The sequence below is a fragment of the Martinezella rhizogenes genome, from assembly GCF_007002745.1.
Taxonomy (GTDB): domain Bacteria; phylum Pseudomonadota; class Alphaproteobacteria; order Rhizobiales; family Rhizobiaceae; genus Agrobacterium; species Agrobacterium cucumeris.
The window spans coordinates 52,914-73,452 of record NZ_SGNY01000005.1 but is presented as its reverse complement, the minus strand read 5'-3'; the positions used below and the strand labels follow the sequence as shown (position 1 = coordinate 73,452).

The 20,539-nt window shown below is 60.0% G+C and carries 20 protein-coding genes; 17 read left to right on the top strand and 3 right to left on the bottom strand.

Annotated elements, in window-relative coordinates; translation table 11 throughout:
• Positions 1–14 precede the first annotated feature (14 nt).
• The 4 genes from EXN68_RS16090 (at position 15) to aroQ (ending at position 3,142) form a co-directional block, all read left to right on the top strand.
• Complete coding sequence (locus tag EXN68_RS16090; protein ID WP_142841836.1) at positions 15–854, top strand: transporter substrate-binding domain-containing protein; 840 nt, start codon at positions 15–17, stop codon at positions 852–854.
• 13 nt (positions 855–867) lie between these two features.
• Positions 868–1,629, top strand: a complete 762-nt coding sequence (locus EXN68_RS16085; protein ID WP_142841835.1) for an amino acid ABC transporter ATP-binding protein — start codon at positions 868–870, stop codon at positions 1,627–1,629.
• A 203-nt stretch (positions 1,630–1,832) separates the two neighbouring features.
• Positions 1,833–2,702 carry a shikimate dehydrogenase gene (locus EXN68_RS16080; RefSeq protein WP_142841834.1) on the top strand — a complete coding sequence of 290 codons (870 nt, stop codon included), beginning with the start codon at positions 1,833–1,835 and terminating at the stop codon, positions 2,700–2,702.
• Positions 2,699–3,142 (top strand): type II 3-dehydroquinate dehydratase, encoded by a 444-nt coding sequence (aroQ, locus tag EXN68_RS16075; protein ID WP_142841833.1) that lies wholly within the window; start codon positions 2,699–2,701, stop codon positions 3,140–3,142. The genes EXN68_RS16080 and aroQ overlap by 4 nt, the downstream gene beginning before the upstream one ends.
• On the opposite strand, the gene EXN68_RS16070 is transcribed toward aroQ, so the two are convergent.
• Entirely contained in the window at positions 3,117–3,809 is a 693-nt protein-coding gene (locus tag EXN68_RS16070) for a TetR/AcrR family transcriptional regulator (RefSeq protein ID WP_142841832.1), read from the bottom strand. The two genes, aroQ and EXN68_RS16070, sit on opposite strands and share 26 nt — an antisense overlap.
• 121 nt (positions 3,810–3,930) lie before the next feature.
• Between EXN68_RS16070 and EXN68_RS16065 the strand changes: the two genes are divergently transcribed.
• A complete protein-coding gene (locus EXN68_RS16065; protein ID WP_142842078.1) occupies positions 3,931–5,832 on the top strand; it encodes a bifunctional sugar phosphate isomerase/epimerase/4-hydroxyphenylpyruvate dioxygenase family protein in 1,902 nt (633 codons plus the stop codon).
• A gap of 60 nt (positions 5,833–5,892) precedes the next feature.
• Here the strand turns inward: EXN68_RS16065 and EXN68_RS16060 are convergent, their stop codons facing one another.
• Positions 5,893–6,186 (bottom strand): putative quinol monooxygenase, encoded by a 294-nt coding sequence (locus EXN68_RS16060; RefSeq protein WP_161991364.1) that lies wholly within the window; start codon positions 6,184–6,186, stop codon positions 5,893–5,895.
• A gap of 407 nt (positions 6,187–6,593) precedes the next feature.
• On the opposite strand from EXN68_RS16060, the gene EXN68_RS27445 reads away from it, so the two are divergent.
• From EXN68_RS27445 to EXN68_RS16035, 6 genes are all read left to right on the top strand, one after another.
• Positions 6,594–6,731 carry a hypothetical protein gene (locus EXN68_RS27445; protein WP_161991363.1) on the top strand — a complete coding sequence of 46 codons (138 nt, stop codon included), beginning with the start codon at positions 6,594–6,596 and terminating at the stop codon, positions 6,729–6,731.
• Between the two features lie 139 nt (positions 6,732–6,870).
• Positions 6,871–8,691 carry an ABC transporter ATP-binding protein gene (locus EXN68_RS16055; RefSeq protein ID WP_142841830.1) on the top strand — a complete coding sequence of 607 codons (1,821 nt, stop codon included), beginning with the start codon at positions 6,871–6,873 and terminating at the stop codon, positions 8,689–8,691.
• Positions 8,692–8,732: 41 nt separating this feature from the next.
• Entirely contained in the window at positions 8,733–10,268 is a 1,536-nt protein-coding gene (locus EXN68_RS16050) for an ABC transporter substrate-binding protein (RefSeq protein WP_142841829.1), read from the top strand.
• Between the two features lie 77 nt (positions 10,269–10,345).
• Complete coding sequence (locus EXN68_RS16045; RefSeq protein ID WP_006316568.1) at positions 10,346–11,269, top strand: ABC transporter permease; 924 nt, start codon at positions 10,346–10,348, stop codon at positions 11,267–11,269.
• Between the two features lie 6 nt (positions 11,270–11,275).
• Entirely contained in the window at positions 11,276–12,124 is an 849-nt protein-coding gene (locus tag EXN68_RS16040) for an ABC transporter permease (protein WP_127758263.1), read from the top strand.
• Positions 12,125–12,129: 5 nt separating this feature from the next.
• Complete coding sequence (locus EXN68_RS16035) at positions 12,130–13,863, top strand: M14 family metallopeptidase (RefSeq protein WP_142841828.1); 1,734 nt, start codon at positions 12,130–12,132, stop codon at positions 13,861–13,863.
• A gap of 40 nt (positions 13,864–13,903) precedes the next feature.
• Here the strand turns inward: EXN68_RS16035 and EXN68_RS16030 are convergent, their stop codons facing one another.
• The gene (locus EXN68_RS16030) at positions 13,904–14,281 is read right to left on the bottom strand and encodes a hypothetical protein (RefSeq protein ID WP_142842077.1); all 378 of its coding nucleotides are present in this window, start codon (positions 14,279–14,281) and stop codon (positions 13,904–13,906) included.
• A gap of 378 nt (positions 14,282–14,659) precedes the next feature.
• On the opposite strand from EXN68_RS16030, the gene EXN68_RS16025 reads away from it, so the two are divergent.
• The 6 genes from EXN68_RS16025 to EXN68_RS16000 all read left to right on the top strand — a co-directional run bounded on the left by EXN68_RS16025 (position 14,660) and on the right by EXN68_RS16000 (position 20,369).
• Positions 14,660–15,832: an ABC transporter substrate-binding protein gene (locus tag EXN68_RS16025; RefSeq protein WP_142841827.1), complete on the top strand. Its 1,173-nt coding sequence runs from the start codon at positions 14,660–14,662 to the stop codon at positions 15,830–15,832.
• 118 nt (positions 15,833–15,950) lie between these two features.
• A complete protein-coding gene (locus EXN68_RS16020) occupies positions 15,951–16,814 on the top strand; it encodes a branched-chain amino acid ABC transporter permease (protein WP_142841826.1) in 864 nt (287 codons plus the stop codon).
• A 1-nt stretch (position 16,815) separates the two neighbouring features.
• Positions 16,816–17,823: a branched-chain amino acid ABC transporter permease gene (locus EXN68_RS16015; RefSeq protein WP_142841825.1), complete on the top strand. Its 1,008-nt coding sequence runs from the start codon at positions 16,816–16,818 to the stop codon at positions 17,821–17,823.
• Positions 17,820–18,584 carry an ABC transporter ATP-binding protein gene (locus EXN68_RS16010; RefSeq protein ID WP_142841824.1) on the top strand — a complete coding sequence of 255 codons (765 nt, stop codon included), beginning with the start codon at positions 17,820–17,822 and terminating at the stop codon, positions 18,582–18,584. The genes EXN68_RS16015 and EXN68_RS16010 overlap by 4 nt, the downstream gene beginning before the upstream one ends.
• Positions 18,565–19,281, top strand: coding sequence for an ABC transporter ATP-binding protein (locus EXN68_RS16005; protein WP_020809642.1), 717 nt, complete (start codon positions 18,565–18,567; stop codon positions 19,279–19,281). Before EXN68_RS16010 ends, EXN68_RS16005 begins: the two co-directional genes overlap by 20 nt.
• Positions 19,282–19,553: 272 nt before the next feature.
• The gene (locus EXN68_RS16000; protein ID WP_142841823.1) at positions 19,554–20,369 is read left to right on the top strand and encodes a MurR/RpiR family transcriptional regulator; all 816 of its coding nucleotides are present in this window, start codon (positions 19,554–19,556) and stop codon (positions 20,367–20,369) included.
• Positions 20,370–20,539: the final 170 nt, after the last annotated feature.

Here is a 20,539-nt window from a genome sequence, read left to right as displayed (position 1 = left end):
AGGAGGAGCAAAAGATGAAAACCACCAGCATGAAATTCTCTCGTCGCGCCCTGCTCGCGCTTGCCGCGGCAACGGTTGCCCTGCCCTTTGTCGCACCGGTCGATGCTTTCGCCGGCACGGTGGAAGAGGCAAAAGCCAAGGGCAAGGTCGTCATCGGCATTCAGGGCGACAATTCGCCATGGGGCTTCGTCAATTCCAGCGGCGTGCAGGACGGCCTCGATGCCGATATCGGCAAGGCCTTTGCCGATTATCTCGGCGTCAAGGTCGAATTCGTGCCGCTCGCCGTGGCCAACCGTATTCCGGCACTTCTGACCGGTAAGGTCGACCTGTTGTTCGCGACCATGGGCATGACCGCCGAACGCGCCAAGACCATTCAATATTCCAAGCCCTATGCCGGCAACGTGCTGTCCGTCTATGGCCCGAAAGACAAGAAGATCGCCGGTTATGACGACCTGACCGGCGTTTCCGTCGGTGTGCCGAAGTCGAGCGCGATGGACACTTCGATCACGGCAGGCGCTGGCTCGAAGGCCAATATCCTGCGTTTCGACGATGACGCCGCCAATATTCAGGCGCTGATCTCCGGCCAGGTCGAGGTTGTCGGCGGCAACCAGTTTTATGGTGACCGGCTGAACAAGGCGGCCGAAGGCAAATACGAGCCGAAGTTCGATCTGACGACGCTTTATAACGGCGCCGGCACCCGCCCGGGTGAAAAGGACTGGAACGAAACAGTCAACGCCTTCCTCGACAAGATCAAGTCCGATGGCCAGCTGGCCAAGATCTACGACAAGTGGATGAAGCGCGAAGTTCCGGCCTTCCCGGACAGCCTGCCCGACATCCCGTTCACCGTGAAGTAAGCAGGAGGTTTCCATGCCGCAATCCGCCACTGCCGAGGTTCCGCTTATCGCCCTTCAAGGGGTTGGAAAGTGGTATGGAGCCTTCCATGCGCTTAAGAATATCGACATGACGGTTCGCAAGGGCGAAAAAATCGTCCTTTGCGGTCCGTCCGGTTCGGGAAAATCCACCCTCATCCGCTGCATCAACCATCTGGAGGAAATCCAGGAGGGCAAGATCACGGTCGAGGGAACCACGCTTTCGGATTCCAGCCGCGCCATCGATGCCGTTCGCCGCGAGGTGGGCATGGTGTTCCAGAGCTTCAATCTCTTCCCGCACAAGACCATCATGGAAAACTGCACGCTGGCCCCCATGCGGGTGAAGGGCCTGTCGAAAGCCGATGCGGAAGCGACGGCGCGCAAATATCTGGAGCGCGTGCGCATTCTCAATCAGGCCGATAAATACCCGGCCCAGCTTTCCGGCGGCCAGCAGCAGCGCGCAGCGATTGCCCGGGCGTTGTGCATGGAGCCGAAAGCCATGTTGTTCGACGAGCCGACCTCGGCGCTCGACCCGGAAATGGTGAAAGAGGTGCTCGACACCATGATCGGCCTTGCCCGTGATGGCATGACAATGATCTGCGTCACCCATGAAATGGGTTTCGCCCGGCAGGTGGCAGACCGCGTGATCTTCATGTCGGAAGGCGAGATCATCGAGGAAGGCCCGCCGGACGAGTTCTTCCGCGACCCCAAGCACCAGCGCACCCGCACATTCCTCGGCGAAATTCTCGCCCACCACTGAGGTTCGTCCATCTGCCCTCAGACTTGTGGCGACCTCCCGGCATACGCAACGTCATCCTCGGGCTTGACCCGAGGAACCACTGATTTCCACGGGCTATGGATCCTCAGGTCAAGCCCGGGGAGGTGACGAAGGAGAGGTCTCAATACCTCGCCAGCAACCTGAAGGCAGGCGGAGCCTGCCCCGAAACGACGAACGACCCGATCATGACAGAAACAAAATCCTTCAAGGTCGGCCTGATAGGCGCCGATATCCAGCTTTCCAAGTCGCCCGCGCTGCACATGCGCGAAGGGGCTGCCCACGGCCTCGATTACTCCTATGAGCTGGTGGATGTCACCGCCCGCCAATTGCCGGCAAGCGCCCTTCCCGATCTGCTCGATGAGCTGGAAACGCGCGGTTTTGCCGGTACCAACATCACCCATCCGTTCAAACAGGCGGTTATTCCGCATCTGGATGAACTCTCTGACGATGCCCGCATGCTTGGCGCGGTCAACACCGTTGTCTTCAAGGATGGCCGCCGCATCGGCCACAATACCGACTGGTACGGCTTTTATGAAAGTTTCGTGCGCGGCCTGCCGGATGCGAAACGTGGCCGGGCGCTGCTGGTTGGCGCTGGCGGGGCGGGTGTGGCGGTGGCCCATGCCGCACTGAAGCTCGACATCACCCGTCTCGATATTTTCGACCGCGATTTCCCTCGGGCGGAAAGGTTGGCCGACGAGCTGAACGCCCGTTTCGGCGAGGGCCGCGCCTTTGCCGTCAAAGACCCGGCTTCCTCACTGCCCTTCGCCGATGGTCTCATCCATGCGACGCCGATGGGCATGCCCGCGCATCCCGGCATGCCGGTTGCGGCAGATCTCATCGAACAGCGGCACTGGGTGGCCGATATCGTCTATATGCCGCTCGTCACCGAACTTCTGGCGACGGCAGCGAAAAAAGGCTGTCGCACCCTGCCCGGCGGCGGCATGACCGTGTTTCAGGCCGTCGGCGCGTTCCGTCTCTTTTGCGGCCGCGAGCCGGATGCTGAGCGCATGACGGCGCATTTCACCGAGCTTTGCATGGCGGAAGGCGTAGCATGAGCCTTTTTACTGTTTTGAACGGACCGAATCTCAACCTGCTCGGCCAGCGCCAGCCGGAAATTTACGGCCATGAGACCATGGCCGATGTGGAGGCCAACTGCCGCAAGGTGGCCGATGCTGCCGGCCATGAGCTGTTCTTTGCCCAGAGCAACCGCGAATATGAGCTGATTGACTGGATTCACGAAGCGCGGGGCAAGTCATCAGGCATCGTCATCAATCCTGGGGCCTTCACCCACACGTCAGTGGCGATCCTCGATGCGCTGAATGCCTTCGAAGCACCTGTCATCGAGGTTCATATTTCCAACATCCACAAACGCGAGGTTTTCCGCCACCATTCCTACGTCTCGACCCGCGCCGAAGGCGTAGTCGCCGGTCTCGGCATCGAAGGTTACGAGGTGGCATTACGCCATCTCATCAACCGTTTTTCCCGATCGTCGTGATATGGCCGGGCGTCAGCACATAACGCAGCACCATGTCGCTGACATGCCGCGACAATGTCTCCTGACCCTTTTCGGTAAACAGGCTATCGCCGAAGATGAACGAAAAGGTCTCGGCGTTCGAAACGTTGAAGAAAGACAGCGCGCTGATCTGCCAGTGCAGTTCCAGCGCATCGATGCCATCGCGGAAGATGCCGCCTTTCTGGCCGCGCAGCAGCACGCTTTCCAGCGCATCGATGGCCGGGCGGTTCAACTGGCGGATCGTTTCGGAGGACTGCATGTGGCGGCCGTGATGGATGTTCTCGATCATCACCATGCGGATGAAGGCCGGATTGCGCCGGTGGTGATCAAAGGTGAACCGACAGAGCTTGTCGAGCGCCGCTGCCGGCTCCAGGTCGTCCAGCTCCAGATCGCTCTCACCGCCGCGCACCTTGGCATAGGCCTCTTCCAGCACACGCTGATAAAGGCTCTCCTTGTCGCTGAAGTAATAATAGATCATGCGCTTGGACGTGCGCGTGCGGGCCGCAATTTCATCAATGCGGGCGCCGGAGAGACCGTTCTGCGAAAACTCTTCCATTGCCACCGAAAGAATGTCGCGGCGAACCCCTTCCGGATCGCGCTTCGCCTGCCGGCTGTCTCGGGTTCCGTTCGAAATTACGCTTTTGGTCATCATCCATTCCATCGGTGGGGCAGCGGCCTGCGGTCACGCCCTGATTATTAACCAATCAGTACATAAGGCTGAAAAGGAAGGCAATATGGCGAGCTATGACACAGGCAGACACGGCATGCCAATGCGCACATCCATTGCAACCGTATCGATCAGCGGCGAATTCCCCGAAAAACTGGCGGCCATCGCCAAGGCGGGCTTCAGCGGCGTGGAGATTTTCGAAAACGATTTCCTGACCTATGACGCCTCCCCGCGCGAGGTGAAGGCGCTGGCCGCCGATCATGGGCTGGATATCACGCTTTTCCAGCCATTCCGCGATTTCGAGGGCATGCCGGAGCCGCACCGCGCCCGCGCCTTTGAACGCGCGCAGCGGAAATTTGACATCATGGGCGAACTCGGCACCGATCTGATGCTGATCTGCTCCAACGTGTCACCCGTGTCGCTCGGCGGCATCGACCGCGCCGCCGCCGATTTCCATCAACTGGGCGAGCTTGCGGCCAAACATGGCGTGCGTGTCGGTTATGAGGCGCTGGCCTGGGGCCGCCATATCAGTGACCACCGCGATGCATGGGAGGTGGTTCGCCGTGCCGACCACGCCAATGTCGGCATCATTCTCGACAGTTTCCACACTTTGTCGCGCAAGATCGACCCCAATTCGATCCGCTCCATTCCCGGCGACAAGATTTTCTTCGTGCAGCTGGCCGATGCGCCGCTGATCGACATGGACCTGCTCTATTGGAGCCGTCATTTCCGCAACATGCCCGGCGAAGGCGATCTGCCTGTCGTGGATTTCATGCGCGCCGTCGCCGCCACCGGCTATAGCGGCCCGCTGTCGCTGGAAATCTTCAACGATCAGTTTCGCGGTGGCTCAGCCCGCCTGCTCGCCGAAGACGGTCATCGTTCGCTCATCAACCTCATGGATCAGGTGCGCCGTCTAGAGCCTGATATTCGCATCGACGTGCCGGCCATGCCGGAACGGGCGCAAACGCAAGGGGTGGAATTCGTCGAATTCACCACGGCACCGGAGGAAAAGGCCCATCTGGAGGCATTGCTCGCCACGCTAGGCTTCGAAAGAACCGGCAGGCACCGCAATCGCGATGTCGATCTTTATACGCAGGGCGATATCCGCATTGTCATCAATACCAGCGATGAAGGCGACAGTTTCGCTGGCGCGTCCTATTCCATCCACGGCACCAATGCCTATGCCTTTGGCCTGAAGGTGGATGATGCGCAGGCGGCCCTTGCCCGGGCCGAAGCGCTCGGCGCGCCGACCTTCACGGAACCGCGCAAGACGGGTGAAGTCGCTGTTCCCGCCATTCAGGGCGTGGGCAACGGCGTCATCTATTTTCTCGATGCTTCGCCGGCGCTCGCTTCCATCTGGGACAATGAATTTGTGCCGACGCAGGGACAGAAAGCAGCCGACAATGCCGGCCTGAAGCGCATCGATCACCTTGCGCAAACAACGCATTATGATGAAATGCTGACCTGGCTTCTATTTTACACCTCGCTGTTTTCCACCCGCCGCACACCGATGGTCGATGTGGTCGATCCCGGCGGGCTGGTGCGCAGTCAGGCGATCGAAAGCGTGCCGGCACCGCATTTCCGCCTGACCATGAACGGTGCGGATAACCGCAAGACCTTCGCCGGCAAATTTCTGGCCGAGGGTTTCGGCACCAGCATCCAGCACATCGCATTTGCCACCGATGATATTTTCGCGACAGCCAAGGCCATGCAGGTGCGCGGTTTCCACGCCCTGCCGATCTCGCGCAATTATTACGACGATCTGGAAGCCCGCTTTGGTCTGGAGCCGGAATTTTCCGATGCCCTGCGAGAAGCAAGCATTCTTTATGACCGCGACGACAACGGCGAATATTTCCAGATCTACAGCCGCACCTTCGGTGAAGGTTTCTTCTTCGAGATCATCGAGCGGCGTGGTGCCTATGCCGGCTATGGCGCCATGAACGCACCCTTCCGCATTGCCGCGCAACGGCGCCTTGCCCCGCCGGTCGGCATGCCGAGGGAATAGGCATCGTCACGATACGATCAGGCCGCAGCCGACAGGAATGTCGCTGCGGCCAACCCGCATTCAAGCCAGTGTCGCTATCTCATAATCCCGTGGAATGGCGGAGGTGGCGGTGAACCACGCCGATGCCCGCGTCCGCTGCTGATGGAAATCAAAAGCGGCGCGATCGGCAAACAGTTCCTCTACCCGCCAGACCAGAGGATTGTCGGTCTGAGTGACGTCAAAGGAAATACAGCCAGGTTCCGCTCTGGTCAGACGAAGGTGTTCGGGAAGATGGATTTCCACAACCCGGATATCCTCCACCGATGCGCAACGCAGGAAACCGGATAATCTGACAGCGCCCGTTCTATTCGTCATGTTGGTATCCTTGTGCATTACTGTTTATCCGCCTGTGACACGAGCAACGATACAATCGTCTACCACTGCGGCATCGCGATAAAATTTGCCCGCTTATGCTTCCTCCATCATCCTCGGGCTTGACCCGAGCAGCCATCGACTTCAACGGGTTATGGATCGTCAGGTCAAGCCCGAGGATGAGGTCAAACATATCGGAGTTGTCACCGATCTCCGACACTCGCCGACCGGCGACAGTCTTCCCCGAAAACAAGCTGTGGTAGACGTCCCGCACCTTCAGGGACACCCGCGCCCAAAATAAATGCACCTGCGCATTTGTAGAGCATTACACAAAAATTGTTCAACACTCTGGACATGATTGTCGGCTTTTGTTAGCTTTTTTGTAAAACAAGGGTGGGGAATACAGTTTCATGCGCAACATCGATTCCGGGGCCGATGCCGGGCATTTTGCCGGCACCGACGCGGTGGCTTTCAGAACCGGGGCAAGATCGCAATATCCGCGCCTGCCGGCCTCATCCGATGCGCATTGCGCCCTTGAGGCGGCGTGAGCCACCATGCGCTTTTCCGCGACATTCGCCTTCTTTCGCGCCACGCTTGATGCTCGCGCCTGTCCGACGCCCTTTTGCCCTTCCATAATTCAGATGGCCGCGCCAGAATTGCCGCGCACGCCAAGCCGGAGACGCTGACATGACTGCCGCAAACCGCAACGCCCTCCTCTCGGTCGAAGGCCTGAGCGTCGAGTTCGGCGACAGCCGCGTCGTGGACGACATCTCCTTTTCCGTGGAAGCCGGCAGGACCGTGGCGATCGTCGGCGAGTCCGGATCGGGAAAATCGGTCACCTCGCTGTCCACCATGCGCCTTGCAGATATGATGGGCGCGACCTACCCCACCGGCAAAATCCTGTTTGAAGGTCGGGACCTGCTGAAGGCCTCGCAGAAAGAGATGCGATCGATCCGCGGCAAGGAGATCGCCATGATCTTCCAGGAGCCGATGACCTCGCTCAATCCGGTCTTCACCATCGGTGACCAGATCTGCGAAGTGCTGATGCTACATGAAAAGCTGGGCAAGACGGCTGCCATGGCGCAGGCCCGCGAACTTCTTGAAATGGTGCGACTGCCCGATGCAGCCGAGCTTCTGAAACGCTACCCGCACCAGCTTTCCGGCGGCATGCGCCAGCGGGTGATGATCGCCATGGCGCTCGCCTGCCGGCCGAAGCTTTTGATCGCCGACGAGCCGACGACGGCGCTTGACGTTACCATTCAGGCGCAGATCCTCAACATCATGCGCGATCTGCAGAAGAAGCTCGGCATGGGCATGGTCTTCATCACCCATGATATGGGCGTGGTGGCGGAAATGGCCGATGACGTCGTTGTCATGTGGAAAGGCAAGAAGGTCGAGGAAGGTCCTGTAAAAGACATCTTCGCCAACCCGCAGCACCCTTACACGCGCGCCCTGCTTTCCGCCGTACCGCGCCTCGGAAGCATGACCGGCGAAGAGTTTCCGAAGCGCCTGCCGCTTACCGTGCTGCAGGATGGCCAGCCGGTCGTGATCGGCGAGGAGCGCGTGCAAAACACCGCAAAATATGACGCCAAGCCGCTTCTGTCGGTCAAGGACCTGTTCGTGCGTTTCGATATTCGCAAGAACCTGTTCGGCAAAGCGACGCACCGTTGCAGCGCCGTACAGAAGGTCAGCTTCGATATTCACGCCGGCGAAACGCTGGCGCTGGTGGGCGAATCCGGGTCGGGCAAATCCACCATCGGCCGCACCATCCAGCAGCTCCAGACAGCCGTGTCAGGTGAAATTGCCTTTAATGGCCGCAGCTACTCGCAGATGTCGGCTGGGGAGCGCTTCCGCATGCGCCAGGAAGTGCAATATATCTTCCAGGATCCCTTCGCCTCGCTCGATCCGCGCAAGACGGTCGGTTTTTCGATTGCCGAGCCGATCAACACCCACAGTTTGATCAATGATCAAAAGGCGGTACGTCGGCGGGTGGATGAATTGCTGGAGCGTGTGGGCCTCAGCTCCGAACATGCCGCGCGTTATCCGCACGAGTTTTCCGGCGGTCAGCGCCAGCGCGTCTGCATTGCCCGCGCGTTGGCTTCCGATCCGAAGCTCATCATCGCCGATGAGGCGCTCTCGGCGCTCGATGTCTCCATTCAGGCGCAGATCATCAATCTGTTCATGGATTTGCAGGCCGAGCGTGGCCTCGCTTATCTCTTCATCAGCCATGACATGGCTGTCGTGGAAAAGATGAGCCACCGCGTTGCCGTGCTTTATCTTGGCCAGATCATGGAAATGGGCAGCCGCCGACAGGTGTTCGAAACGCCGACGCATGATTATACCCGCCGCCTGCTGTCGGCCGTGCCGGTTGCCGATCCGACCATCGAGCGCCGCATCGCCATGATCGAGGGCGAAATACCCAATCCCGTGCGCCGTGTCGGCGATGAGCCGGCCATTCTCGCCCATGAGGAAATCAATCCGGGCCACTTCATCGCGAAGAGCGCCTGAATAACAACCAGAACCGCAACCATCTGAAGAGGAACAGGTAGATGACAATGATAAAGAAGGGGATGACGACAACGTTCGTCGCGCTTGCCATGGCCGCCACGGCCTTCACCGCCGCACCGGCTCTTGCCGCCGGCAAGATGACCATTTCCAGCCCGCAGGACCCGGGCAGCTGGGATCCGATCGACACCTTCCTCGTACAGTGGGCTGCCGTCGCCACCAACATCTTCGATGGCCTCACCTATCGCGGCCCGGACCTGAAGGTTGTGCCCGGCCTTGCCGAATCCTGGGAAGAGCTGGATGAGGGCAAGCGCATCCGCTTCAAGCTGCGCCAGAACGTCAAGTTCCACAATGGCGAACCCTTCAACGCCGCCGCCGTCAAGTTCACCTTCGAGCGCCTTCTCGGCGAACAGGGTGCCAAGGGCCCGCAGCGCTCCAACTATGTTGCCATCGAAAGCGTCGATGTCATCGACGATTACACCGTCGACATGAAGCTGAAGGCGCCGGATCCCGTCCTGCTCACCAAGCTTGCCGGTTATGGCGGCATGATCGTTCCGCCTGCCTACATCAAGGAAAAGGGCGAGGACAATTTCAACCTCAACCCAGTCGGCACCGGTGCATTCAAATTCGTTTCCTACGCGCCGAAGACCAATATCAAGCTGGAAGCCAACCCCGATTACTGGGGCGGCGCGCCAAAACTTTCCGAGCTTGAATATCGCTTCATCGCCGAGCCGGCGACCGCCGTCGCCGAATTGCAGGCCGGCCGCGTCGATCTCGTCATTCCGCCCACCATCCCGATCGGCATGATCCCGGTCATCGAAGGCGATTCCAAGCTTGAGATCGTCAGCGTTCCCGGCCCGACCGTCGATGCGCTGCGTTTCAACACCCGTGACGGCATTACCGCCGATCCGAAGGTGCGCAAGGCGATCATCATGGCCGTCGATCGCGGCACCATCGTCAAGTCTATCCTCGCCGGTCAGGCATCGGAAATCGCAAGCTTCCAGAGCGCGCTGTCCTTCGGTTACGACCCGGAACTGAAGCCGCTGCCTTACGATCCGGAAGGCGCGAAAAAGCTGCTCGCGGAAGCCGGTGTCAAGGCAGGCGCGGCGCTGCAGATCGATATCCGCGGCAATGACGCGACGATGAACGAGGTGGCGCAGGTTATTTCCAGCTACCTCTCCATGGTCGGCATCACCGCCACCATCAAGCCTTACGAAACCAACGTTCTGCTGAACGACATCATCCCGCAGGGCAAGACCGGCGCGATGTTCCAGCAGAAATGGGGCGGCTGGACCTTCGATTACGACAACACGGCCTATTCCATGTATCACTCGGGTGAAAAGTGGAACCCTTACGACAAGGACGAAAAGCTGGACAAGCTGCTTGAATCCCAGCGTCCGCTGACCGACCGTGCCGAGCGCGAAAAGATCCTCAAGGAAATCGGCAGCTATACCGCCGAACGCGCGCTGGAAATCCCGCTGTACAACACCAACGCCATTTACGGCATCAACAAGCGGGTCAAGGGTTTCGTTGCACCGCCGGATAACCGCCTTAAGCTGACCGACGTCACCGTCGAATAATCAGGCTGGTTTTCTGATCAACACACCTTGCCCGCCGCAATGCGGGCAAGGCCGGGTCTCTCTTCAAGGTAAAAAACGTGGCCGGTTTCCTCATCAAGCGATTGCTGCAGGCGATTTTTGTCGTCATCGCCATCACCCTTCTCGTTTCCTTCGCCATTCGCCTCACCGGCGATCCGGCTGTCACCATGTTCCAGGGCGGCGGCAGCATGACGGAAGACGATCTGGCGCGCATTCGCGCGGCGCTGGGCACCGACCGGCCGTTCTTCGTGCAATATTTCAGTTTCCTCAAGGGCCTCGTGACACTCGATTTCGGCCGCAGCTTCACCGGCAGCACGCCGGTCTCGCGCCTCATCGCCGATGCCCTGCCCGCCACGCTGCTGCTCGCCTTCATTTCCATGGCGGTGTCGATCGCGCTCTCCATCCCGCTCGGCATAAAGGCGGCGACATCGCGCGGCAAGACGGCCGATCAGGTGATCCGCATCTTCTCGCTCATCGGCCTGTCCTTCCCGAATTTCTGGCTGGCGACGATGCTGGTGCTGCTGTTCTCCATCACGCTCGGCTGGCTGCCGCCCAGCGGCATGGGCGGTTTTGCCAGCTACATCATGCCATCAGTGACGATGGGTGTGATCCTGACGGCAACCAATGTGCGCCTCGTGCGCACCGCCATGCTCGATACGCTGCGCTCGCAATATGTCATGGTGGCGCGCGCCAAGGGCCTCAGCGAAAGCAAGGTTCTCTACAAACACGCGCTGCGCAACTGCGCCATTCCGCTCATCACCTATTTCGGCCTGCAATTTGGCGGGTTGCTCGGCGGCATCGTCGTTATCGAGCGTGTCTTCAACTGGCCGGGCCTCGGCACGCTGGCTTTCGACGCGGTCGGCGCGCGTGATTATCCCGTGCTTCAGGCCGTCATCACCGTGCTGTCGCTGATGATCGTCGGCATCAACCTTCTGGTCGATATCGCCTACGGGCTTGTCGATCCGCGCATCCGCACGGAGTAAGTGACGATGGCTGCCAAAACCTCGCGTCTCGCGCGCTTCACCAATCTCGAATTCGTCCTCGGCGCGTTCCTCACGACAGTCATCTGCCTTGCCGTCGTCTTTTCCGACGTGCTGTTTCCGGGCGGTGCGGACAAGATCGACCTGATGGCCCGCCTTGCCAAGCCCTTCGCCAATGCCGCCCATCCACTCGGCACCGATCCGCTGGGTCGTGACGTGCTCGCCCGTGTCGTCGCCGGCGGCAAGATCTCCCTGCTGGTCGGTTTCACCTCTGTTATCGGCGCGGTCATCTTCGGCGTCGCGGTCGGTCTGGTCGCCGGTTATTATCGCGGCTTCTGGGACATGCTGGTCATGCGCTTTGCCGATATCCAGCTCGCCATGCCCTTCATTCTCTTGGCCATCACCTTCATCGCCATTGTCGGCGGCAGCCTCACCAACACCATCATCCTGCTGATCATATCGCAATGGGTGCAATATGCCCGCCTCGTGCGCGGCTCGGTGCTGACGCTTCGGGAGCGGGAATTCATCCTTTCCGCCCGCGCCATCGGCGTGAAGGACTGGCGCATCATTCTCCAGCACCTGCTGCCGAACCTCATCGGGCCGGTCATCGTGCTGATGACGTTGAATGTCGCCAACAACATCCTGCTGGAAAGCAGCCTCACCTTCCTCGGCCTCGGCGTTGATCCGACCATACCGAGCTGGGGCGGCATGCTGGCGGATGGCCGCACCTATCTGCAGACCGCATGGTGGGTCAGCGTTTTCCCCGGCCTTGCCATCTTGCTGACAGTGCTTGGCCTCAACCTTCTCGGCGACTGGCTGCGCGACAGCCTCGACCCAACAGGCAGAACCTCGAGGTAACCCAGATGAGCCAGATTTTCGACCAGACTTTCGAACGCACTCTGGATATCCTCGTCAGCCGCGCGACACCCGGCCAGTCCTTCGAGGCATGGACCTTTGATGACGCCAAAAGCCGCCGCGAGGCCGAAGAGAGGCTGAAGAAAAAGGGCGTCAGCGCCCGCATTCGCAGCGCCTATAAACCGCTTCTCTTCACCTTTCTGGAAGAGATCAATCTGGATGGCGTCGACATCATCGAGGTGCGTTACCCCGTGCACGCCAACGCCCCCGCCAACCGTTTCCGGCTGGAGGCCTATCCGCTGGCGGCTCTGGTGGGCGATGCGAAGATCGATTTCATCGCCCGCGACGACGACGCCTTCCATTATGACGTTACGCTGAGTCGCAATGGCAAGCAGGAAACCCTGAAGGTTTTGGCCCCAAACCGGGTTCATACCGATATGGTCGGCGAAACCAATGTCTCGCCAACCGGCTGGTTCCGGCCTGCCGGCGATGTTGCGGGCGAGCGGCTGGAGACGGATTACGAGCGGCTTTTCGAAGCGGCTATCCATGCCGTCGCCAACCACGGCTGGGGCGATGAGGAGCCCTATTTCGAAGAACTGAACATCCGCGTCGCGCACCCGGCCGAAGATTTGACCCTCTCCGTCGGCGATGAGGTCGTCAGCCTGCGTGAAGCGCTGCACGAGGATTTCTATTTCTCGCTCCTGGAGTTCTTCCAGAAGAAATCCGGCCGGCCGCTGGGTGACCGGGGCCTGAAACCCGGCCAGATCGTGCCGGAAATCGTCAAGAGCGCAGGCGAAGTCTCGCTGCGCATCGAGACCCGCAAGCTCAGCACCACCTTCCTTGATGGCGACAATCAGCCGATCGATGAGGCACGGGAACCGGTTGCGGCAGGCCAGCTGGCGGCACTGCTGGCGGATATCGGGGGCGAGACCTTCGAGGCCCGCTCGCGCTCCGGCCGCGTCCTCTCCGCCCGCTACGTGGCCGGCAGCGATGCCGCCGTGATGGTGAGTGGCGGCCAGCACCCCAACGAGACCACAGGCATCGTCGGCGCCATCCGCGCCGCCCGTAAACTCGCGGAGCGTAAGGGCGCGCATTTCACCATCTCGCCACTGGAAAATCCCGACGGCTACGCCCTGCACCAGCGGCTTCGCGTCGACAATCCGCGCCACATGCACCATGCCGCGCGCTACACCGCTCTTGGTGATGACCTCGAATATCGCACCCCGGAAAATTCGGGCGCGCATCTCAACGAGAAGGAAATCCGTTTCAAGGCGCAGGAGATGAGTGGCGCGAGCCTGCATGTGAACCTGCACGGTTATCCCTCTCACGAGTGGACCCGGCCTCTATCCGGTTATGTGCCGCGCAATTTCGCCATGTGGACGCTGCCGAAAGGGTTCTTCCTCATCATCCGCCACCATGCGGACTGGGAAAACCAAGCCGAAGCCCTGCTCGACCGGGTGACCCGCCATCTTGGCGCCATTCCGGGACTTCTGGACTACAATAATCGCCAGATCGCGCTTTATGAAATCCACGCTGGCGAAACCGGTTTCCGCATCATCAACGGCTTCCCCTGTCTGTCGTCCATCGACGACCGCCACACCGTACCGATGACGCTGATCACCGAATATCCCGATGAAACCATCTACGGCAATGATTTCATCACCGGCCATACCGCGCAGATGGAAACGGTTCTATCGGCCTATGATGCCTGGCAGGAGATTCTGGTCGGGGAAGTGGCCTGATATCATAGCCGCCCCCACTGGGCCGCCCTGAATGGGCGGCTTATTTTGCCGGCGTGGTGGTGGCGGCAAGCTTGTTTTCCCGCTGTTTCTGCAACAGCTTCTTGCCTTTGCTGAGGATATGCAGGTTCGCGGCGTCGAGCTTGTTATAACCAGCCTGAATGATATCGATATCGGCGACATGGCCGATTGCGGCGAGCTTGTACATGACATCGCCGACCGCCACATCGACAGGCGGCACCGGCAAGGTTGCAACATCCTTCGTTGCCGCCTGAACCCCCTCCGCCGTACCACCCATGACGTGATACAGAGCCAGCGCCTTACGCAGAAACGCCTCGCGGCGCTCGATCTTGTTGTTAAGTATACTTTCTCCGACGCGATTTCGCATCAGCTCAACAGCCTTATTTTGATATTCGCCCATCAGACACCAAATAAATTTCAAAATATGCTTCGCGAGACTACGAACAATCCCCTTAGAACTGGTTAAGGCATATCATTTTACGCGCATGAAATTCATGTTCTCCCGTCACCCGGTCATAGCCGGTTTGATAACGGGACATCCGGACGTGGAGGCTTGCAGACAGGCCGCTCGGAATGGTCGCCGGCGGGCTCATATTGAGAATCGCCCGGCGATGCCTATTGTGTGACCCCATTGCAGACGAAAGCAGATGAAGCCGGGATTGATAACCGTCAGGTTATTTATTACCCCCCTTATTTCATTTTACTTTGGTCACCACACTCATCAATCTGGCAGCCTGGATCGGTGGATGGGAGCCACGGATCAATTGGGAGGAAATCAATGAAATTACGGATCACCGCCGCAATCGCGGCCATCTGCTTCAGTTCTGCTGCTTATGCCGAGACGATCAAGGTCGGCGTGGTCGGTCCGTTCTCCGGCCCATTTGCGTTGCAGGGCAAGAACTTCAAGGCCGGCATCGATGCCTGGTTTGCGCTGCACGGCAACAAGGTCGGCGATGACACGATCGAGGTCGTTTATCGCGATGTGCCGCAGGCCGATCCGGCGCAGTCCAAGGCGCTGGCGCAGGAGCTGGTGGTGAAGGAACGCGTGCAATATCTCGCCGGCTTCTATTTCACCCCTGATGCCATGGCCGTCACGCCGCTTCTGAAGCAGGGCAATGTGCCGATGGTCATCATGAATGCCGCCACCTCAGCCATCGTGACGAAAAGCCCCTATGTGGTGCGTACCTCGTTCACCACCTGGCAGACCTCCACCCCCATCGCCAAGGTGGCATTTGATGGCGGTGTGAAGAAGGTCATTTCGCTGGTCAGCGATTACGGCCCGGGCGTCGATGCCGAAAACGCCTTCAAGGCGGCATTTACCGCCGCCGGCGGCGAGGTGGTGGAAACCATCCGCATGCCGCTTTCCACCAATGATTTCAGCCCGATCATGCAGCGCGTGAAGGACTCCGGTGCTCAAGGCGTTTTCGCCTTCCTGCCGTCAGGCCCGACCACGCTCGGCTTCGTCAAGGCCTTCAACGATAACGGCCTGAAATCCGCAGGCGTGAAGCTCTTCGCACCGGGCGACCTGACGCAGGAATCCGACCTGCCGGCACTGGGCGAGGCCGCGCTCGGCATGCAGACGACCTTCCATTACGCCGTCTCGCATGATTCACCGGAGAATAAGACATTCGTGGAAGCCGCCACCAAGGCGATCGGCAATCCGAAGGAACTGTCCTTCCCGGCCGTCAGCGCGTTTGACGGCATGTATGTCATCAGCAAGATGATCGAGGCCACCGGCGGCAAGCAGGATGCGGAAAAGGCAGTCGAGGCGGTGAAGGGTCTTTCCTGGACAAGCCCGCGCGGCCCTGTCAGCATCGATCCGGAAAGCCGCCACATCACGCAGAACATCTATCTGCGCGAAGTCGCCAAGGCCGATGACGGCAGCTATTACAACAAGGAAGTCCAGACTTTCGAAAAACAGGGCGATCCGGGTCTCGCCGCCGCGAAATAACCGGCAACACAGGCCTCGCCGCGACAATGGCGGCATTCTTGAAACGGTCGAACCGCCCCTATGGCGGTTCGGTTCCGGCCCGGACGGGCGTTACAGCACCGGGAGGAGTTTTTTCAACATGCAGACGGTCTTCAGCATCCTCATCGATGCGCTTGCCTATGGCATGGTCCTGTTCATCATTTCCATCGGTCTATCGGTGACAATGGGGCTGATGCGCGTGGTCAATCTGGCGCATGGCGCTTTCGCCATGATCGGCGGCTACCTCGCTTCCTATGCCGCCCACGGCCTCGGTCTCGGTTATGCGGCGGCGATCCTCGTTGCCATAGTCGGCACCATCATTATTGCCATACCGCTCGAACGTTTCCTTTACCGGCGGATTTATGGCGCACCTGAACTGACACAGGTGCTGATGACCATCGGCATCACGTTTTGCATCATCGGCATCGCCAATTTTGTGTTCGGGCCGACACTCAAAACCATTCCCTTGCCGCAACAGCTGGCCGGCCCCACCGATCTCGGTTTCCGCACCATCGCCACCCATCGCATCTTCGCCATCGCCTGCGGTCTTGCCGTGGCCGGCGCGCTGTGGTTCACCTTCGAGAAGACCGCCTTCGGTATCAAGCTGCGGGCGGCGGTCGACAATGCCGCGATGGCCGCGGCGCTCGGCGTGCGCACCGAGGTTATCTACGCCGTCAGCTTTGCCATCGCCGTCGGCCTTGCCGCCATGGGTGGCGTCATCGGCGCGGAACTGCTGCCGGTCGAACCCTATTATGCGCTGCGTTACATGGTCACCTTCCTCGTGGTGGTCTCGGTCGGTGGCGCGGGCTCCATTCCGGGCGCGCTGATCGCCTGCCTGCTGCTCGGCGCCATCGATACGACCGGGCGGTATCTCGCTCCCGAATATGGCGAATTCTTCTTTTATCTGGCGGTCATCGTGATTATCACCTTGTTCCCGCGCGGCCTTCTCGGAAGGGCGAAATGAGATGGCGGTGCTTATGAACGATGTAACTGAAACAGCAGAGATCCCGAAGACACGCTCGCCGTTGCGCGCTGTCGCCGGGCCGCTCATCATCATCGCCGCCGCCATCATCGGCTACTTTCTGTTTCCGGATAATCTGGCGCTTCTGACCCGCATCATTGCCATTGCGCTGCTCGTGCTGTCGATCGATCTCGTCACGGGTTATTGCGGCGTCGCAACGCTTGGCCATGCGGCGCTCTTCGGTGCCGGCGCCTATGCCGCCGGCATTGCCGCCGCCCATTTCGAGATCACCGATCCGCTGCTCATGACCGCCATCGGCGCCGCAGCCGGCGGCGTCGCAGGGCTGCTCTCCGGCACGGTTCTGCTGCGTGCCCACGGCCTGCCGCAGCTGGTGCTTTCCATCGCCGTCATCCATCTGTTTCACGAGGCGGCCAACAAGGCGTCGAACTGGACGGGCGGCAGCGACGGGCTCGCCGGTGTCTCCCCCGATGCCCTGTTCGGCACCTTCGAATTCGATCTTTTCGGCCGCACCGCTTATATCTATGGCGTCTGTCTGCTACTCCTCGTTTTCGTCGCCCTCAGGATCATCGTCCATTCACCCTTCGGCATGCTGTGTCGCGGCGTCAAGCAGGACAGCATCCGCATTCAGGCCATGGGCGGCTCCGTCAACGGCACGATTTTGAAGATGTTCGTCATATCAGGCGTCGTCGCCGGCATTGGCGGTGCGCTCAACGCCATTTCAACCCAGGTCGTCGGCCTTGATAGCCTCAGCTTCACGCTTTCGGCCGAAGCGCTGGTCATGCTGGTGCTGGGCGGCGCGGGTTCGCTTTATGGTGCGCTGATCGGCACCGTCACCTTCATGTGGTTCGAAGATGTCGTTTCAGCCGCCAATCCGTTTCATTGGCTGACGATCGTCGGCCTGCTGCTGATTGCCGTCGTGCTCTTTGCACCACGCGGGCTTTACGGCGCGGGTGAGCAGATCATTGCGCGCCTGCGGGGAGATCGCAAATGAGCCCCATTTTTGAAGTATCCGGCCTGCAGAAGAATTTCGGTGGCCTCGTCGTCACCAATAACGTCTCGCTGTCACTATCGCCGGGCGACCGCACGGTGCTGATCGGCCCCAACGGCGCCGGCAAGACGACCTTCGTCAATCTCGTCACCGGCAACATCAAACCTTCGGCCGGCACGGTGCGCATCGCCGGCGAGGATGTGACAGGCCTCAGCGCCAGCCAGCGGGTGAAACGCGGCCTCGTCCGCTCGTTTCAGGTCACACGGCTGTTTCAGGACATGACGCCCGAAGAACATGTGGCGCTCGCCATTCTCCAGCGGGAAGGAAAGACCGGCCGGATTTTCGGCCGTTACCGCGCCATGCCATCGGTGATGAGCGAAGCACGCGATATTCTCGGCACGCTCGGCCTTCTGGCTCTTGCCGAAACAAGGGTACGTGAAATCGCCTATGGCCAGCAGCGGCTGATCGAGATCGCGCTTGCCATGGCGCTTCGCCCGAAAATCCTGCTGCTCGACGAACCGGCCGCCGGTGTGCCTTCCACGGAAACCGCGCGCATCGAACAGGCGCTCGACCGGCTGCCGGCGGACCTCGCGATCCTGATGATCGAGCACGACATGGATCTGGTCTTCCGTTTCGCCAAACGTGTGGTGGTGCTCGCCGCAGGCGCGGTCATCTTCGACGGTTCGCCTGAAGACGTCACCAGCAATGCGGAAGTCCGCCAAGCCTATCTGGGAAGTTACGCCGATGCCCGCAGCGCCGCTTGAAATCGTCAACCTCACCGCCGGTTATGGCCCCACCCGCGTCATCGAGGGCCTGTCGCTTTCCGTGCCGTCGGGTTCGCGTTTCGCGGTTCTCGGCCGCAACGGCGTCGGCAAGACCAGCCTCTTCGCCACGCTCGCCGGCCAGACGAAACGCTTTGCCGGCGATATCCGCATCGGCGGGCAGGACATCGCCGCTTTGCCGAGTGCCGCCCGCGCCAAAGCCGGCCTCGGTTACGTGCCGCAGACACGGGATGTGTTCCCGACGCTTACCGTCGAGGAAAACCTGTTCGTCGGCCTCAAGACCCGGCCGAAATCGGCCATCGAGGAGGCTTACACGCTGTTTCCGCGCCTCAAAGAGCGCCGCCGCAATCTCGGCTCGCAACTTTCCGGCGGCGAACAGCAGATGCTTTCCACCGCCCGCACCATTCTCGGCCAGCCGCGCGTGCTGCTGCTCGATGAGCCGCTCGAAGGCCTCGCCCCCGTCATCTGCGAGGAGCTGATGGCGGCCTTCTCCAAACTCGCCCAATCCGGCGAAATGACCATTCTCCTCGTCGAACAGCGCATCCAGATGGCCATTGACTTCGCCGACCACGCCATCATCATGGAACGCGGCCGCATCGTCTGGGAGGGGCCGTCCAGCGATCTTGCGGAGAACCCGGATATTATCGATACGCATCTTGGCGTTGGCGGGCTGCACTGAGCCAACGCATCGCCGTTGCGCGTTCATATATAATCTCCGTCATACCGGCCTTGAGCCGGTATCCAGCCACCCCAAGTCCTTGGGGTGAAAAGACTCTTCGCGCCGCGCAGACGCGCGCCTACAGGATTCCGGCTAAAGGCCGCAATGACGGAGGGTGACCGATCACACAAAGCCCCAGCCGTCTCATTTGCCCTTCCTCAAAAAACCCAATGGAATAAAAATTCCACTGCAGTTAAAGTGCACACGATTTCAGTCTGCATAAGGGAACGACAATGACGGCAATCGAGGCGCCAGAATCCGTAAAGGCTTTTGAGGAGCGGCTGCTCCAGGTCGCGGAGGGTTTGCCGAAACGATTGCGGCAATGCGCCGATTATGTCGCCTCCAATCAGGATCGCATCGCCGTTTCCACCGTCGCCGAAATGGCGGAAGGGGCGGGCGTACAGCCTTCTGCCTTCATGCGTTTTTGCCAGATCATGGGCTTTTCCGGCTTTTCGGAAATGCAGCGGCTGTTCCGTGATTCCTATGTCGGCGGCTGGCCGGATTATGCCACGCGGCTCGACCATCTGCGTGAGAAGGGCGATGAAAGCGCATCCGGCCTGCTTGCCGAATTCGTGGAGGCCGGCCGGTCCTCGCTGGAAATGCTGCTGAAATCGGTCGATACACGCCAGCTTGACGAGGCGGTTTCGGCTCTGGCCGGTGCGCGCACCGTGCATATCATCGGTCTGCGGCGGTCTTTCCCCATTGCCAGCTATCTCGCTTACGCCTTCGAGAAGATGAAGGTGCCGGCGGTTCTGCACAGCGCGGTTGGCGGGCTCGGCAATATCAGCGCCATTTCCCGTGACGATGCGCTGATCGCTATCACCTTTTCTCCCTATTCCACTGAGACGCTGGAGCTGGCGGAAAACGCCCGCGCCAACGGTATTCCGGTCGTGGCGCTTTCCGATTCCGCCGTCAATCCGCTCCGGAAATCCGGCGCGACGCTGCTGACTGTCACAGAGATCGATTTCGGCGCATTTCGCTCGCTTTCCGCCACGCTCTGTCTGGCTATTACCCTCGCAGTGGCTGTGGGAACTCGCAAAACAGCCTGAATATTTTTATTGAAAACGGAAAAAATAGAATTTATGATCCAAATCCATGAAACGGGCATTCCATAATCGTCCGTCTCGTGACGAATGAAAATGAGCGGAGGAGGCTCATCGGAGCGGGATGGCGAAAGATGCGGGCGATCGTCGCCTGAATGCCGCTCCAGACATGTGAG

What these genes read in the sequence shown, in the direction of transcription:
- EXN68_RS16090 (WP_142841836.1), top strand. Translation starts at nt 15, where the DNA reads ATGAAAACCACCAGCATGAAATTCTCTCGTCGCGCCCTGCTCGCGCTT.
- EXN68_RS16085 (WP_142841835.1), top strand. Translation starts at nt 868, where the DNA reads ATGCCGCAATCCGCCACTGCCGAGGTTCCGCTTATCGCCCTTCAAGGG.
- EXN68_RS16080 (WP_142841834.1), top strand. Translation starts at nt 1,833, where the DNA reads ATGACAGAAACAAAATCCTTCAAGGTCGGCCTGATAGGCGCCGATATC.
- aroQ (WP_142841833.1), top strand. Translation starts at nt 2,699, where the DNA reads ATGAGCCTTTTTACTGTTTTGAACGGACCGAATCTCAACCTGCTCGGC.
- EXN68_RS16070 (WP_142841832.1), bottom strand. Translation starts at nt 3,809, where the DNA reads ATGACCAAAAGCGTAATTTCGAACGGAACCCGAGACAGCCGGCAGGCG.
- EXN68_RS16065 (WP_142842078.1), top strand. Translation starts at nt 3,931, where the DNA reads ATGCGCACATCCATTGCAACCGTATCGATCAGCGGCGAATTCCCCGAA.
- EXN68_RS16060 (WP_161991364.1), bottom strand. Translation starts at nt 6,186, where the DNA reads ATGACGAATAGAACGGGCGCTGTCAGATTATCCGGTTTCCTGCGTTGC.
- EXN68_RS27445 (WP_161991363.1), top strand. Translation starts at nt 6,594, where the DNA reads ATGCGCAACATCGATTCCGGGGCCGATGCCGGGCATTTTGCCGGCACC.
- EXN68_RS16055 (WP_142841830.1), top strand. Translation starts at nt 6,871, where the DNA reads ATGACTGCCGCAAACCGCAACGCCCTCCTCTCGGTCGAAGGCCTGAGC.
- EXN68_RS16050 (WP_142841829.1), top strand. Translation starts at nt 8,733, where the DNA reads ATGACAATGATAAAGAAGGGGATGACGACAACGTTCGTCGCGCTTGCC.
- EXN68_RS16040 (WP_127758263.1), top strand. Translation starts at nt 11,276, where the DNA reads ATGGCTGCCAAAACCTCGCGTCTCGCGCGCTTCACCAATCTCGAATTC.
- EXN68_RS16035 (WP_142841828.1), top strand. Translation starts at nt 12,130, where the DNA reads ATGAGCCAGATTTTCGACCAGACTTTCGAACGCACTCTGGATATCCTC.
- EXN68_RS16030 (WP_142842077.1), bottom strand. Translation starts at nt 14,281, where the DNA reads ATGGGCGAATATCAAAATAAGGCTGTTGAGCTGATGCGAAATCGCGTC.
- EXN68_RS16025 (WP_142841827.1), top strand. Translation starts at nt 14,660, where the DNA reads ATGAAATTACGGATCACCGCCGCAATCGCGGCCATCTGCTTCAGTTCT.
- EXN68_RS16020 (WP_142841826.1), top strand. Translation starts at nt 15,951, where the DNA reads ATGCAGACGGTCTTCAGCATCCTCATCGATGCGCTTGCCTATGGCATG.
- EXN68_RS16015 (WP_142841825.1), top strand. Translation starts at nt 16,816, where the DNA reads ATGGCGGTGCTTATGAACGATGTAACTGAAACAGCAGAGATCCCGAAG.
- EXN68_RS16010 (WP_142841824.1), top strand. Translation starts at nt 17,820, where the DNA reads ATGAGCCCCATTTTTGAAGTATCCGGCCTGCAGAAGAATTTCGGTGGC.
- EXN68_RS16005 (WP_020809642.1), top strand. Translation starts at nt 18,565, where the DNA reads ATGCCCGCAGCGCCGCTTGAAATCGTCAACCTCACCGCCGGTTATGGC.
- EXN68_RS16000 (WP_142841823.1), top strand. Translation starts at nt 19,554, where the DNA reads ATGACGGCAATCGAGGCGCCAGAATCCGTAAAGGCTTTTGAGGAGCGG.